Raw genomic sequence first — 14,434 nt, forward strand, 5'->3', positions numbered from 1 at the left:
CCCCGGTCGGTTAGTGCAGGGAGGCGACGCTGGCTGCAGCTTGCAGCGCAGCCGTATAGCCGCCCAGGAGATGCTCGACGGACGCCGAGGTCACATTGAAGACGGGCATCGGATAGACGCCGAAGAAGACCGTCAGAACAGCTAGCGGATAGAGCAGGACCTTTTCTCGCGGCGTCAGATCGAGGATCGCCTTCAGGTTCTCCTTATCGAGGCTGCCGAGGATCACGCGACGGTAGAGCCACAATGCATAGGCTGCGGACAAGATGACGCCCGTTGCCGCGAAGATCGAGACCCAGGAGTTCACGCGGAATACGCCCATCAAGGTCAGGAACTCGCCCACGAAGCCGCTGGTGCCCGGTAGCCCGACATTGCCCATGGTGAAGAGCAGCATCATAGCGGCATAGGCCGGCATCCGGTTGACCAGACCACCATAGGCCGAGATCTCGCGGGTATGCATCCGGTCGTAAACCACGCCGACGCAAAGGAACAAAGCGCCGGAAATCAGTCCGTGCGACAGCATCTGGAAGATCGCGCCCTGCACACCCTGTTCGTTCGCGGCGAAGATGCCCATGGTGACGAAGCCCATGTGAGCGACGGATGAGTAAGCAATCAGTTTCTTGATGTCGTCCTGCATGAGCGCCACCAGCGAGGTGTAGATGATGGCAACGACGGAGAGTGTGTAGACGAGCGGAGCGAATTCCGCCGACGCCAGCGGAAACATCGGCAGCGAGAAGCGCAGGAATCCGTAGCCGCCGAGTTTCAGAAGGATGCCGGCCAGGATCACCGAACCCGCCGTCGGCGCCTCGACGTGAGCGTCGGGAAGCCAAGTGTGGACAGGCCACATCGGCATCTTGACAGCGAAGGACGCGAAGAAGGCGAACCAGAGCCAGTTCTGCATCCCGGCTGGGAATTGATAGGCTAGAAGTTCAGGGATGGAGGTCGTACCGCTCGTCCAATACATCGCCATGATGGCAACGAGCATGAAGACCGAGCCGAGGAACGTATAGAGGAAGAACTTATAGGACGCGTAGACGCGACGCTTGCCCCCCCAGACGCCGATGATGAGGAACATCGGGATCAGGGAGCCTTCGAAGAAGAGGTAGAAGAGAACGATATCCAGCGCGCAGAACACGCCGATCACCAGCGTCTCCAGCACCAGAAAAGCCATCATATATTCCTTCACCCGGACGGTGATGGAATCCCGGCTGGCCAGGATGCAGATCGGCAGCAGGAAGGTCGTCAGGATGACGAAGAGCATGGAAATACCGTCCACGCCCATATGATAGGAGATGCCGCCTTCCAGCCACTCGACGTGCTCCACCATCTGGAAGCCGGCATTGCTCTTGTCGAAGCCGACCCAGATGAGAAGCGATAGAAGGAAATTGAAGATCGTCACCAAAAGAGCGACGTTGCGGATGTTTCGGCGCGCGAGCTCGCTGTCGTCGCGCGTGAAGAGGATGATCAGAACGCCGACGAGTGGGAGAAACGTGACGGTCGATAAGATCGGCCAACCGGACATCAGATGGTTCCCCGGAACATCATGAAGGTGACGAGCGCCGCGACGCCGATCAACATGGCGAAGGCGTAGTGATAAAGATAACCCGTCTGCATCTGGACGACGCGGCTGGTCACATCGAGGACGCGGGCCGAAATGGCATTCGGGCCAAGACCGTCGATGACCTTCGTATCACCGGTCTTCCATAGGAACCGCCCAAGGCGCTTTGCATTCTGAACGAAGATGAAGTCGTAGAGCTCGTCGAAATACCACTTGTTGAGCAGGAACTTGTAGAGCCCCGGATTGCGGGCCGCGAGCTGCGAAGCCTTCTCCGGAGAGCGGATATACATGATGTAGGCCAGCACGAACCCGATCGCCATGGCGATGGTCGGCGAGTAGGCCACCAGAGCGGAGACGTGGTGTGCTTCGTGAAGCACGTGGTTCTCTGGTCCCGTGAAGATCGCCGTATGCCAGAAGCTTTCGTATCCTTCGCCAAGGAAGAACGGGTAGAAAACGATACCCGCCAGCAGCGCCCCAGCCGCCAGGACATAGAGCGGCACCAGCATGACCGGGGGCGACTCATGGATATGGTGCATGACCTCATGCGATGCGCGAGGCTTGCCGTGAAACGTCATGAAGATGAGACGCCAGGAATAGAAGCTCGTCAGCAGCGCCGCGATGACGGTCATGATGTAACCGTACATGGCGAAAGCGTTCTCACCCACGAACGCGCTCTCGATGATCGCGTCCTTCGAATAGTAGCCAGCCGTGAACGGGAAGCCCGTCAGCGCGAGCGTTCCGACGATCATCATCCAGTATGTCATGGGAATGTGCCGACGCAGGCCACCCATACGGCGCATATCCTGCTCGTCCGACACGGCATGGATCACCGAACCGGCACCGAGGAACAGCAGCGCCTTGAAGAACGCGTGGGTAAAGAGATGGAACACGGCCGCGCCATAAGCGCCGACACCCAGTGCCACGAACATGTAGCCGAGCTGCGAACAGGTCGAATAGGCGATGACGCGCTTGATGTCGTTCTGAACGAGACCGATCGTCGCCGCGAAAAAGGCCGTCGTCGCGCCGATGAACGTAACGAATGTCAGCGCGGAGTGGCTGAGTTCGAAAACGGGCGACATGCGCGCCAGCATGAAGACGCCCGCCGTCACCATCGTGGCCGCATGGATCAGAGCCGACACTGGGGTCGGGCCTTCCATAGCATCGGGCAACCAGGTGTGCAGGCCGATCTGGGCGGACTTACCCATAGCGCCCATGAAGAGAAGCAAACAAATGGCGGTCATCGCGCCGGCGGCACCGAGCGAATAACCGGCAAAGTGCAGCACGGCCTCTCCGTTGCCTGTCGCCTCCCCGGCCAGGCTCTCGCCCAGCTGTCGCGCGCCGGCGAAGATGGTCTCGAAGCTGACCGATCCGAACACTACGAACAGACCGAAAATCCCGAGCAGGAAGCCGAAATCGCCCACGCGGTTGACGACGAACGCCTTCATCGCAGCGGCATTCGCGGACGGCTTCTTGTACCAGAAGCCGATCAGCAAGTACGAGGCGAGACCCACGCCTTCCCAGCCGAAGAACATCTGGACGAGGTTGTCCGCCGTCACCAGCGTCAACATGGCGAAGGTAAAGAGCGACAGATAGGCGAAGAAGCGCGAGCGGGACTCGTCGTGATGCATGTACCCTATCGAGTAGATATGCACGAGCGAGGAGACCGTGTTCACCACGACCAACATGACCAAGGTCAGGCGATCGATGCGCAAAGCCCAGGACACATCCAGAGCACCGGCCTGCATCCAGTGCAGGACGTTGAGATGCAGTGTTTCGCCGTTTCCGAATCCGAACGAGATGAACGCAATCCAGGAGAGGATTGCGGCCAGAACAAGCAGGCCGGTCGTGGCGTACTCGGACGCCTTATGCCCGATCGTCGGGCCGGCGAGGCCCGCGACCAGAAAGCCGATTAGCGGGAGTAGAACGATGAGGGTATACATCCTCGCCTTCAGCCTTTCATCGTATTGACGTCTTCGACCGCGATGGAGCCGCGGTTGCGGAAGAAGACGACCAGAATTGCAAGACCGATCGCCGCTTCAGCAGCTGCGACGGTCAGAATGAACAAAGCGAAAATCTGGCCTGCGAGGTCGTTCAGGAAACCTGAGAACGCGACGAGGTTAAGATTCACCGAAAGGAGGATCAGCTCGACCGACATGAGGATCGTGATGATATTCTTCCGGTTCATGAAGATGCCGAAGACGCCGATCACAAACAGGATGGCGGCAACCGTAAGGTAATGTCCTAGACCAACGGCCATGATGTCTATTCCTTGGAGCCCGCTCAGATACCGCGACCGGTTTCGACCTTGACGACCTCGATGGACGTCGCCGGATTGCGAGCGACCTGCTGAGGGATGGATTGGCGCTTCAGGCCGGGCTTATGGCGCAGCGTCAGGACGATCGCACCGACCATGGCCACAAACAGAACCAGACCGGCCATCTGGAAGAAGAAGACGTAGCGCGTGTAGAGGACCTGCCCGATGGCCTCAATGTTCGACATGGTCTCGAGCGGAGGCGTCGGCAGCACCGTCCCGGCGCTCGGCGTGGGCTGGAAGTAACCGCCCGAGACGGCGATGATCAGTTGAGCCAGCAGAACAAGTCCGATGATCGCGCCGATCGGCGCATATTTCAGCGCGCCCTGCTTCATTCGACCGAAGTCCAAATCCAGCATCATCACGACGAACAGGAAGAGGATCGCGACGGCGCCGACATAAACGACGATCAGGATCAGCGCGAGAAACTCCGCCCCGGTCAGAAGGAACAGACCAGCGGACGCCACGAAGGTGAGAATGAGAAACAGAACCGAGTGAACCGGATTTCGGGAAACAACGACCATGAGCGCCGAACCGACGCTGACAATGGCGAAGAGATAGAAGAAAAACGACTGTAGGCCCATCGTGGCGGGCTCCCCCAAAAAGGTGCGGTTCAACGGCGGACGAGGATCGTAAACGTCCCTCGCCGCCTCGGTTGGATCCCCGGATGTCGCAGGCGACAACCTCTAACGATTAACGGTACGGCGCATCGAGAGCGATATTGCGAGCGATCTCACGTTCCCAGCGATCGCCGTTCGCGAGCAGCTTTTCCTTGTCGTAGTAGAGCTCTTCACGTGTCTCGGTCGAAAACTCGAAATTCGGACCTTCAACGATCGCGTCGACGGGGCAGGCCTCCTGGCAGAAGCCGCAGTAGATGCACTTCACCATATCGATGTCATATCGGACCGTTCGGCGTGTTCCGTCGTTTCGGCGCGGTCCAGCTTCGATTGTGATGGCCTGCGCGGGGCAGATCGCCTCGCAGAGTTTGCAGGCAATGCAGCGTTCCTGCCCGTTCGGATACCGACGCAGCGCATGCTCACCGCGGAAGCGCGGACTCACAGGTCCCTTCTCGAAAGGATAGTTGACGGTCGATTTCGGCGCGAAAAAATAGCGCATCGAAAGACGGAAAGCCGCCAGGAACTCCAGCAGGAACAGCGATCGGATAGTCTGCGTCAGAGCGCTCATCTTAAACCTTGCCTCCGATATTCGGAGAGAAATGGGGCCGGCCCTCACCCCTGCGCCGTGCGGGGCTTGCGCATGATGGCGAGGCGGCTACGACGCCGCCCCCCCGCAAGATCAGGCCTGAGCCCAACCGGTCAACTGAAGAACGAAGGCGACGATCACCACCATGGCCAGCGAGATCGGAAGGAAGACCTTCCAGCCCAGTCGCATCAACTGATCGTAGCGGTAGCGGGGGACGAAAGCCTTCACCATCGCGAACAGGAAGAAGCAGAATGTGACCTTGATTAGGAACCAGATGACGCCCGGAACCCACGTGAAAGGTGCGAAGGCCAATGGCGGCAGCCATCCCCCAAGGAACAGGATCGTCATGAGCGAGCACATCAGGGTGATGGCAGCATACTCGCCGAGCATGAACATCATGTAAGGGGTCGAACCATACTCGACCATAAAGCCGGCCACGAGTTCGGACTCCGCCTCGGGAAGGTCGAACGGTGGTCTGTTGGTTTCAGCCAGAGCCGAAATGAAAAAGATCACGAACATTGGGAAGAGCGACAGCCAGTGCCAGTCCAGGAAGCTGGAAGGCAATCCCAACATCGTCCCCAAGCCATCGTTCTGCGAGATCACGATGTCCGTGAGGTTCAGCGACCCAACGCAGAGCAAGACCGTGACGATCACGAAACCGATCGAGACTTCGTACGAAACCATCTGCGCCGCCGAACGGAGGGCGCCGAGGAATGCGTATTTCGAATTGGAAGCCCAGCCACCCATGATCACGCCGTACACCTCGAGCGAGGAGATGGCGAAGATGTAGAGGATACCGAGATTGATATTCGCGATGACCCAACCGTCGGCGACGGGAACAACGGCGAATGTCGCGAGAGCCAAGGTGACCGCCACAAGGGGGGCGACGAGGAAGACGACCTTATCGGACGAAGCCGGGATGACCGGCTCCTTCAGAACGAATTTGAGCAGGTCGGCAAAGGATTGAAACAGACCGAAAGGCCCAACCACATTCGGGCCGCGCCGCATCTGGACAGCCGCCCAGATTTTTCGGTCAGCCAGCAGAATGTACGCGATCAGAACCAGTAGGACCACGAGGAAGAGAAGGCTCTGCCCCAGGATCACCAGCGCCGGCCAGATATAGGACGTGAAGATGTCCATGTGTCTCGTCTTCCTTACTCGGCCGCTTGAAGCTGCTCGCCGCGAGCGAGGCGAGAGCACTCCGCCATCACCTTCGAGGCTCGGGCGATGGGGTTTGTCAGATAGAAGTCACCAATCCGCGAACGGAAAATGTCTCCGCTGAGCGGCCCTGCCCGATCTGCCAATGTCGTAATGGCCGCCGCATCGACGTTCGACAGTTCTTCGATCGACAGGTGGGGAACCTGAGCGAAAAGGTCTGCCCGGAGCTGACCCAGCGAGTCGAACGGCAACGTCTTGTTCAGCACGGCCGAAAGGGCGCGCAGGATGGCCCAATCTTCCTTGGCATCTCCCGGTGGGAACGAAGCGCGGCTCCCAGACTGCACGCGGCCTTCCGTGTTGACGTAGGTCCCGGCCTTCTCGGTGTAGGCCGCGCCGGGTAGAATTACGTCTGCGCGGTGTGCGCCATGATCGCCGTGCGTTCCGATATAAATCACGAAAGCGCCGGGAGCGATTTCGATCTCGTCCGCGCCAAGATTGAATACGACCTCGACGCCGCCTGAAGCGATGCGCGCGGCATCCAGGCCGCCCTCTTGCGGGACGAAGCCGATGTCCAAACCACCGACACGCGAGGCTGCGGTGTGGAGGATGTTGAAGCCGTTCCAACCCTCGGTTACCGCTCCGATCTCGCGAGCCAGCGCCGCGACCGAATTCAGAACGTCCGCGCCGTTCGCCCCAGCAAGCGGTCCCTGCCCCAGTATGATCATGGGACGCTCGGCCTTGCGGAGCGCCTCGTAGAAGTCCCGATTGACGGTCTCGATTTCGCCCAGCGTCTGAGGGCCGGCCCCGAGATGCGTTACGGCATAGCGCAGGTCGACCGGCTCGCCGATCAACCCGACCGGGAAACCACCGCGCCGCCAGCGCTTTCGGATGCGGGCGTTCAGAACAGGCGCTTCGAATCGTGGATTGGCCCCGATGATCAGAAGCGCGTCCGCGTTTTCGATACCAGCGATCGTCGTATTGAAGATGTAAGAAGTACGCCCGTCCGCCGGATCGATCTTGGACCCATCCTGGCGGCAATCGAGGTTGTTCGAGCCGAGGAGACCCATCAGACGCTTCAGCGCCCACATCTCTTCGACATTGGCCAGATCACCGGCAATTGCCCCGATCCGGGAACCGTCGACCGATGCCAAGCGAGCCTTGATCGTGTCGAATGCCTCCGACCAGCTCGCCGGCTGCAGACGACCATCCCGACGAATGTAGGGGCGATCAAGCCGCTGCGTACGTAGACCGTCCCAAACGAAGCGGGTCTTATCCGAGATCCATTCTTCGTTCACAAGCTCATTGGTACGCGGCAGGATACGCATGACTTCGCGTCCCCGCGTGTCTACGCGGATGGCCGAGCCGACGGCATCCATGACGTCTACGGTTTCCGTCTTGGTCAGTTCCCAAGGACGAGCCTGGAACGCGTAGGGACGAGAGGTCAGCGCACCGACAGGGCAAAGATCGATCACGTTGCCCTGAAGTTCGGACGTCATCGCCTGCTCGAGATAGGTCGTGATCTCGGCGTCTTCGCCCCGCCCGATCAAGCCCAACTCCGAGATGCCCGCCACTTCCGTCGTGAAGCGAACGCAGCGCGTGCAGTGGATGCAGCGCGTCATGATCGTCTTGACGAGGGGGCCGATATATTTGTCTTCGACGGCGCGCTTGTTTTCGGTGTAGCGCGACGAATCCACACCGAAGGCCATGGCCTGATCTTGCAGATCGCATTCGCCGCCCTGATCGCAGATGGGGCAGTCGAGCGGATGGTTGATGAGGAGGAACTCCATCACACCTTCGCGCGCCTTCTTCACCATCGGCGTGTTGGTGAAGATTTCGGGCGCCTCGCCGTTAGGCCCGGGACGAAGATCACGAACGCCCATAGCGCAGGACGCCGCTGGCTTCGGCGGGCCGCCCTTCACCTCGACGAGGCACATGCGACAATTGCCTGCCACCGACAGTCGCTCGTGGAAGCAGAAGCGGGGAACCTCAGCGCCCGCCTCCTCCGCTGCCTGGAGCAGCGTGTAGTGATCCGGGACTTCGATCTCGTTTCCGTCGACTTTGATCTTTGCCATCTGACTTTTCTCAGTTCCGGCGGCCGTTCCCAGCTCTGCCGGCGCCCTGCCCCGCTTCGCGTCGATCGATTATTCCGCAGCCTGCAGGACTGCGGGCCGATCCTTATCGGCGTTGCGTGAAAACTCGTCGATCCGCCGCTCGATTTCAGGGCGGAAATGCCGAACGAGCCCCTGAATCGGCCATGCCGCGGCATCGCCAAGCGCACAAATCGTATGACCTTCGACCTGCTTGGTGACGTCGAGAAGCATATCGATTTCGCGCTTATGGGCGTTGCCGACCACCATGCGCTCCATAACGCGCCACATCCAGCCCGTACCTTCGCGGCAGGGCGTGCACTGACCGCAGCTCTCGTGCTTGTAGAAGTAAGCAAGACGAGCGATCGCGCGGACAATGTCCGTCGACTTGTCCATGACGATCACGGCGGCAGTCCCGAAGGACGACTTGACTTCGCGCATGCCGTCGAAGTCCATGAGCGCGTCAACCATTTGCTCGCCTGGCACGAGTGGGCAAGACGAACCGCCGGGAATGACCGCCAGCAGATTGCCATATCCGCCGCGAACGCCACCGCAATGGCGGTCGATCAGTTCGCGGAACGAGATGCCCATCGTCTCTTCGACGGTGCACGGCTGGTTGACGTGGCCGGAAATAGAAAACAGCTTAGTGCCCGTGTTGTTCGGGCGACCGAAGCCCGCGAACCAGGCACCGCCCCGACGCAGAATCGTCGGAGCAACAGCGATAGACTCAACGTTGTTAACGGTGGTCGGGCATCCGTAGAGACCCATATTGGCGGGGAACGGAGGCTTCAGGCGCGGCTGGCCCTTCTTGCCTTCGAGGCTTTCGAGCAGAGCTGTCTCTTCGCCGCAGATATAAGCGCCGGCACCGTGATGGACAAACACGTCCATATCCCAGCCGCACTTGTTATCTCGACCGAGCAGACCAGCATCGTAGCATTCATCGATCGCACGCTGCAGGGCTTCGCGCTCACGAACGTACTCGCCACGGACATAGATGTAAGCCGCGTGAGCCCCCATCGCGAAGCTCGCGATGATGCAGCCCTCAATCAGCGTGAATGGGTCGTTGCGGAGGATTTCGCGGTCCTTGCACGTACCGGGCTCGGACTCGTCGGCATTCACGACGAGATAATGCGGCCGATCACCGACCTCTTTCGGCATGAAGGACCATTTGAGACCGGTCGGGAAGCCGGCACCACCACGTCCGCGAAGGCCGGACGCCTTCATCTCGTTGATGATCCAGTCGCGCCCCTTGGCGATGATCTCGTCCGTGCCATCGAAATGGCCGCGTCGCATCGCACCCTTTAAGCTCTTGTCGCGAAGGCCGTAGATATTGGTGAAGATGCGATCCTGATCTTGCAGCATGTTCGCCTCTCCGCTTCTCAGCGCTTGCTTTCGCCAGTGTCGGGGACACTGCGATTTTCGCTGCCCGATGCCCCACGATCACTCGTCGGATTGGGCGCGGTATCGGATGTTTCGGTACGCTCGCCTTCTAAACGGTTGGAGGGCGACGCAGCGCGATTGGACAAATCTGCGTTGGTCACGCCTGGCATCGCAGCGTCTCCGGGGACGCGTTGAGCGTCGGAAACGACCGCGTCCTCCGCCGCCACACCTTTGGAACTCAAAGGCCCGTCGCTACGAGGCTTTCCCGACGTCGAGCCAGAGGCTGAACCGAACTCGGCCTCATCCCGCTCTTTCTGTCCCGTCGGGCCTCGCTGTGTGCCGCCAGTCGACCCGTCAGCCGACTCCTCTCGAATTTCAGCCGCGTCGTCGCTCTCGTGCTCTTGGCTAGGCGAGGAAGACGCTGCAGTAGGCGCTTTTCCCGGTGTCTGAAGGCTCGGGTCCGTCTCGGCCGCATGCGTATCGACCCGTCCGGATTGAGACGGCGACGCGAGACCTTCCGACGACGTGTTCTCGGCCGCAGGACCCACTGAGTCCGACGCCGCTTCCTCTTTGAAGGAATTCAGAGTGGTCAGTCCGCCGACTGGTACGGACAGATGGCGGTCGATTTGCGGACCGACCTTCACCTGACCACCCTGACCGTTCTCGAACGCATCGATGATCTGCTCGAGCCGCTCCGGCGTCAGATCCTCGTATGTATCTTTGAAAATCATCACCATGGGCGCATTGACGCACGCACCAAGGCACTCCACCTCTTCCCACGAAAGCGTACCGCTCGCGTTCGTGTGGAGCGGCTCCGGGTGAATATGCTCGCGACAAACAGCTTTCAGATCTTCCGCGCCGCGCAGCATACAGGGCGTCGTTCCACAGACTTGGATATGCGCGCGCGTACCAACGGGTTTCAGCTGAAACTGAGTGTAGAAGGTGGCGACTTCCAATACTCGGATCATCGGCATGCGCAGGCGATCAGCGACATGCTCGATCGTCGCCTTGGTCACCCAGCCTTCCTGATCCTGAGCGCGCATCAGCAGCGGGATGACCGCCGATTGCTGGCGGCCTTCCGGATATTTCTGGATAGTTGCGAGAGCCCACCGTTCGTTTTCATCCGAGAACGCGAAGCTCTGGGGTTGAACGGCATCTTCCGCAAGGCGTCGGACAGACATTGGACCTCGACTTCAGAACGGTTCCAACATGCTTATGTTGCGGCGCGTTCTAACATAGAATGCATAAAAGGCCAGCGACTTCACGTGGACGCGAGCGCTGGAACGCTAGACGGCAAGGGCGAAGCGAGGCTGCGGAAAGCCTCGCTTCGTTTCAGCGGTCGACTTCGCCGAAAACGATGTCGCACGATCCCAGGATCGCGGAAACGTCGGCGAGCATATGATTGCGGCAGAGGAAATCCAGAGCCTGAAGATGGGCGAAGCCCGGAGCGCGAATCTTGCAGCGATAGGGCTTGTTCGTTCCATCGGAGACGAGATAGACGCCGAATTCACCCTTGGGGGCTTCGACCGCCGCATAAACCTCGCCTTCCGGGACGTGGAAGCCTTCGGTGTAGAGCTTAAAATGATGGATAAGCGCTTCCATCGAACGCTTCATCTCGCCACGTTTCGGCGGGACGACCTTGCCCTGCGTCGACGAGACGGGGCCGACACGATCCCTCCCCGCCAGACGCTCGATGCACTGCTTCATGATCGCAGTGGACTGGCGCATCTCTTCCATGCGGATCAGATAGCGGTCGTAGCAATCCCCATTCTTGCCGATCGGAATGTCGAACTGCATCTGATCGTAGCATTCGTAGGGCTGCGACTTGCGCAAATCCCATGCAGCGCCGGAGCCGCGAACCATGACACCGGTGAAACCGAGCGCGAATGCGTCTTCCAGCGATACGACGCCGATATCAACGTTACGCTGCTTGAAGATCCGGTTTTCGGTCAGCAGCTCATCGATGTCGGCAAGAGCCTTGAGGAAAGGATCGCACCACGCGCCGATGTCATCGACCAATCGTGCGTCCAGATCCTGATGGACGCCACCCGGGCGGAAATAAGCCGCATGGAGACGAGCACCACTTGCCCGCTCATAGAAGACCATCAGCTTTTCGCGCTCTTCGAAACCCCAGAGCGGAGGCGTCAGCGCACCGACATCCATCGCCTGGGTCGTCACGTTGAGAAGATGCGAAAGGATACGGCCGATTTCGCAGTACAGAACACGGATCAGCTGGCCCCGGATCGGGACCTCGACATCCGCCAGACGCTCGACCGCCAGACAGAAGGCATGCTCCTGATTCATCGGCGCGACATAATCGAGACGATCGAAATAAGGGATGGCCTGCAGGTATGTCTTCTGTTCGATCAGTTTCTCGGTGCCCCGATGCAGAAGCCCGATATGGGGATCGACTCGCTCGACGTTTTCGCCGTCCAATTCCAGAACGAGGCGAAGCACACCGTGCGCAGCCGGGTGCTGCGGACCGAAATTGATATTGAAGTTTCGGACGTCGATCTCGGCCACGGTCAGGCCCCTTGTTCGTTTGCAGATTGCGCCATAGCGGTGGCGCCCGTCAGCTTATGCGTAGGATAGGCGCGGTCATACATCGAGGGTTTCGCGTCCACGAATACTTTTTCCGCAGACACGAACCTGCTCAGATCATCCGACACCTGGACGGCTTCGGCATGTTGGAAACCGTCACGAGGACGCCACGCGATGCTCGATCCACCGTCTCGGCAAACCAGCCACTCGCTGCCGTTCGACGACGGATAGATACCGACCATCTCCGACTGAGTCAGCTTTGATACGCTTTCGCCTGGGGTGACGGTAAAATCACAACCACCCCATCGGCGACACATCTCGCCATGACGAAAGCCGAATGCACGTTTCGTCGGGCGAGCTCCGAAGCGGAGCGCGCAAAACATGGCGCTCCCTCGCCTCAGCTTCTCGCCCCGACGGCATCTCAATCCGCCTTTGCCTTCTCATCCCCCGGAAGAACGTAGTCCGTTCCCTCCCAAGGCGACAGGAAATCGAAATTGCGGAACTCCTGGCGCAGCTCGACGGGCTCGTAGACCACCTGCTTGCGCTCCTCGTCGTAATGCACTTCGACAAAGCCGGTCAGAGGGAAATCCTTCCGAAGCGGATGCCCCTCAAAACCATAATCCGTCAGGATGCGACGAAGATCCGGATGCCCGGTGAAGAGGATCCCGTAGAGGTCGTAGGCCTCCCGCTCGAACCAATCTGCTCCCGGAAAGATCCCCGTGATGGACGGCACAGGGCGATCCTCATTCGTCGTCACCTTCACACGGATCCGCTGATTCAGATACGGGGAGAGAAAGTGATAAACGACTTCGAACCGATCAACCCGATTGGGGTAATCGACCCCTGCGACATCAATGAAATTCTTGAACTGACATTGAGGATGGTCGCGCAGAAACGTGACAACGTCCAAAACATCGGAGGGACGAATTACGAGCGTCAACTCACCATAGGCGAGTTTGCGGTCGACGATTTTCCCACCCAACGCTTCGCCCAGAAAATCGGAGAGCTCGCTTGTACTCATATCAGCGCTCGATTGTTCCAAGACGGCGAATCTTCTTCTGAAGCAGCAACATGCCGTAAAGCAGCGCTTCGGCGGTTGGCGGGCAACCAGGAACATAAACGTCCACCGGCACCACGCGGTCGCAACCGCGCACGACCGAGTACGAATAGTGGTAGTAGCCACCCCCATTCGCGCACGAACCCATGGAAATCACATACCGAGGCTCCGGCATCTGATCGTAAACCTTGCGCAGCGCGGGCGCCATCTTATTGGTCAGCGTCCCCGCCACGATCATCAAATCGGACTGGCGAGGCGACGCGCGAGGAGCAAAGCCGAAGCGCTCGCCATCATAGCGCGGCATCGACATTTGCATCATCTCGACGGCGCAGCACGCGAGACCAAACGTCATCCACATCAGCGAACCCGTGCGGGCCCATTGGATAAGGTCTTCGGTCGACGTGACGATGAAGCCCTTATCGGCGAGCTCGGTGCTGACATCGGCAACGAACGGATCAGCAGCGGGGCTGACCTGGAGATTCGAGCGAGACCCCAGCGAAGAGGAAGAGGGATTCAATCCCATTCCAAAGCACCTTTCTTCCATTCGTAGACGAAGCCGACGGTCAGCACGCCGAGGAACACCATCATAGACCAAAGACCGGCCCAGCCGAGTTCACCAAAGGACGCAGCCCATGGGAACAGGAATGCGACCTCAAGGTCGAAGATGATGAACAGGATCGACACGAGATAGAATCGAACGTCGAACTTCATTCGGGAATCATCGAACGCATCGAAACCGCACTCGTACGCCGAGAGCTTCTCATCGTCCGGCGCTCGGAACGCAAGAAGGAACGGCGACACCAGAAGGGCGAGACCGATCAGCAGCGCGACGCCAACGAAAATCACAATCGGGAGATAAGAACCAAGGAGCTCGTTCACAAGCCTAACTCTCCATATCGCGACCCTGTCGCGACCAGATAACAGCTTGAAGCAGCTCTACTTTCAGCAGCGTTAAAACCACGTTGCCCAAGCCATCGAATATCTCGAAGCCGCTTCCGCCTCATCAAATCGAGGCGAGAATTAGACTCTTCCCAAACTAGAAGCAAGGTATCAAACGTCGCTGCGCACCCACTTCGTGCAAGCTTGAAAAGCATCGCTCACGGAGCGGAAGCGAACCGTCAGGCAGTGCGTAGCTGAAAGAA

Annotated in this window: 14 protein-coding genes; all 14 read right to left on the reverse strand. The window is 59.3% G+C overall.

Features of this window, described 5'->3' with window-relative positions; genetic code table 11:
• Positions 1 to 10 precede the first annotated feature (10 nt).
• Positions 11 to 1,519: an NADH-quinone oxidoreductase subunit M gene (locus AUL28_RS13560; RefSeq protein WP_062233473.1), complete on the reverse strand. Its 1,509-nt coding sequence runs from the start codon at positions 1,517 to 1,519 to the stop codon at positions 11 to 13.
• Positions 1,519 to 3,495 carry an NADH-quinone oxidoreductase subunit L gene (gene nuoL, locus AUL28_RS13565; protein WP_062233476.1) on the reverse strand — a complete coding sequence of 659 codons (1,977 nt, stop codon included), beginning with the start codon at positions 3,493 to 3,495 and terminating at the stop codon, positions 1,519 to 1,521. The genes AUL28_RS13560 and nuoL overlap by 1 nt, the downstream gene beginning before the upstream one ends.
• A gap of 8 nt (positions 3,496 to 3,503) precedes the next feature.
• Positions 3,504 to 3,812, reverse strand: a complete 309-nt coding sequence (gene nuoK, locus AUL28_RS13570) for an NADH-quinone oxidoreductase subunit NuoK (protein WP_058598270.1) — start codon at positions 3,810 to 3,812, stop codon at positions 3,504 to 3,506.
• A 23-nt stretch (positions 3,813 to 3,835) separates the two neighbouring features.
• Positions 3,836 to 4,450 carry an NADH-quinone oxidoreductase subunit J gene (locus tag AUL28_RS13575; protein ID WP_058598269.1) on the reverse strand — a complete coding sequence of 205 codons (615 nt, stop codon included), beginning with the start codon at positions 4,448 to 4,450 and terminating at the stop codon, positions 3,836 to 3,838.
• A 109-nt stretch (positions 4,451 to 4,559) separates the two neighbouring features.
• A complete protein-coding gene (gene nuoI / locus AUL28_RS13580) occupies positions 4,560 to 5,051 on the reverse strand; it encodes an NADH-quinone oxidoreductase subunit NuoI (RefSeq protein WP_058598268.1) in 492 nt (163 codons plus the stop codon).
• A gap of 111 nt (positions 5,052 to 5,162) precedes the next feature.
• On the reverse strand, positions 5,163 to 6,209 hold the full coding sequence (gene nuoH / locus AUL28_RS13585; protein WP_058633524.1) for an NADH-quinone oxidoreductase subunit NuoH: 1,047 nt from the start codon (positions 6,207 to 6,209) through the stop codon (positions 5,163 to 5,165).
• A gap of 14 nt (positions 6,210 to 6,223) precedes the next feature.
• A complete protein-coding gene (nuoG, locus tag AUL28_RS13590) occupies positions 6,224 to 8,299 on the reverse strand; it encodes an NADH-quinone oxidoreductase subunit NuoG (RefSeq protein ID WP_062233479.1) in 2,076 nt (691 codons plus the stop codon).
• Between the two features lie 69 nt (positions 8,300 to 8,368).
• On the reverse strand, positions 8,369 to 9,676 hold the full coding sequence (gene nuoF, locus AUL28_RS13595) for an NADH-quinone oxidoreductase subunit NuoF (protein ID WP_062233482.1): 1,308 nt from the start codon (positions 9,674 to 9,676) through the stop codon (positions 8,369 to 8,371).
• Between the two features lie 17 nt (positions 9,677 to 9,693).
• Positions 9,694 to 10,875: an NADH-quinone oxidoreductase subunit NuoE gene (nuoE, locus tag AUL28_RS13600; protein WP_062233485.1), complete on the reverse strand. Its 1,182-nt coding sequence runs from the start codon at positions 10,873 to 10,875 to the stop codon at positions 9,694 to 9,696.
• 151 nt (positions 10,876 to 11,026) lie between these two features.
• On the reverse strand, positions 11,027 to 12,217 hold the full coding sequence (locus tag AUL28_RS13605) for an NADH-quinone oxidoreductase subunit D (protein WP_058598263.1): 1,191 nt from the start codon (positions 12,215 to 12,217) through the stop codon (positions 11,027 to 11,029).
• A 2-nt stretch (positions 12,218 to 12,219) separates the two neighbouring features.
• Positions 12,220 to 12,618: a hypothetical protein gene (locus AUL28_RS22695; protein ID WP_156420000.1), complete on the reverse strand. Its 399-nt coding sequence runs from the start codon at positions 12,616 to 12,618 to the stop codon at positions 12,220 to 12,222.
• A gap of 38 nt (positions 12,619 to 12,656) precedes the next feature.
• Entirely contained in the window at positions 12,657 to 13,256 is a 600-nt protein-coding gene (locus tag AUL28_RS13615; protein WP_062233491.1) for an NADH-quinone oxidoreductase subunit C, read from the reverse strand.
• 1 nt (position 13,257) lies between these two features.
• A complete protein-coding gene (locus tag AUL28_RS13620) occupies positions 13,258 to 13,815 on the reverse strand; it encodes a NuoB/complex I 20 kDa subunit family protein (protein WP_062233493.1) in 558 nt (185 codons plus the stop codon).
• Complete coding sequence (locus tag AUL28_RS13625) at positions 13,806 to 14,171, reverse strand: NADH-quinone oxidoreductase subunit A (protein WP_058598259.1); 366 nt, start codon at positions 14,169 to 14,171, stop codon at positions 13,806 to 13,808. The genes AUL28_RS13620 and AUL28_RS13625 overlap by 10 nt, the downstream gene beginning before the upstream one ends.
• Positions 14,172 to 14,434: the final 263 nt, after the last annotated feature.

This window comes from Aureimonas sp. N4, from assembly GCF_001463925.1.
Lineage (GTDB): Bacteria > Pseudomonadota > Alphaproteobacteria > Rhizobiales > Rhizobiaceae > Aureimonas > Aureimonas ureilytica_A.

Bases quoted from the DNA above. Each gene is read 5' to 3' on its own strand.
- nuoK (WP_058598270.1), bottom strand. From the start codon at position 3,812: ATGGCCGTTGGTCTAGGACATTACCTTACGGTTGCCGCCATCCTGTTT.
- AUL28_RS13620 (WP_062233493.1), bottom strand. From the start codon at position 13,815: ATGGGATTGAATCCCTCTTCCTCTTCGCTGGGGTCTCGCTCGAATCTC.
- nuoL (WP_062233476.1), bottom strand. From the start codon at position 3,495: ATGTATACCCTCATCGTTCTACTCCCGCTAATCGGCTTTCTGGTCGCG.
- nuoG (WP_062233479.1), bottom strand. From the start codon at position 8,299: ATGGCAAAGATCAAAGTCGACGGAAACGAGATCGAAGTCCCGGATCAC.
- AUL28_RS13615 (WP_062233491.1), bottom strand. From the start codon at position 13,256: ATGAGTACAAGCGAGCTCTCCGATTTTCTGGGCGAAGCGTTGGGTGGG.
- nuoH (WP_058633524.1), bottom strand. From the start codon at position 6,209: ATGGACATCTTCACGTCCTATATCTGGCCGGCGCTGGTGATCCTGGGG.
- nuoI (WP_058598268.1), bottom strand. From the start codon at position 5,051: ATGAGCGCTCTGACGCAGACTATCCGATCGCTGTTCCTGCTGGAGTTC.
- AUL28_RS13575 (WP_058598269.1), bottom strand. From the start codon at position 4,450: ATGGGCCTACAGTCGTTTTTCTTCTATCTCTTCGCCATTGTCAGCGTC.
- nuoE (WP_062233485.1), bottom strand. From the start codon at position 10,875: ATGTCTGTCCGACGCCTTGCGGAAGATGCCGTTCAACCCCAGAGCTTC.
- nuoF (WP_062233482.1), bottom strand. From the start codon at position 9,676: ATGCTGCAAGATCAGGATCGCATCTTCACCAATATCTACGGCCTTCGC.
- AUL28_RS13560 (WP_062233473.1), bottom strand. From the start codon at position 1,519: ATGTCCGGTTGGCCGATCTTATCGACCGTCACGTTTCTCCCACTCGTC.
- AUL28_RS22695 (WP_156420000.1), bottom strand. From the start codon at position 12,618: ATGTTTTGCGCGCTCCGCTTCGGAGCTCGCCCGACGAAACGTGCATTC.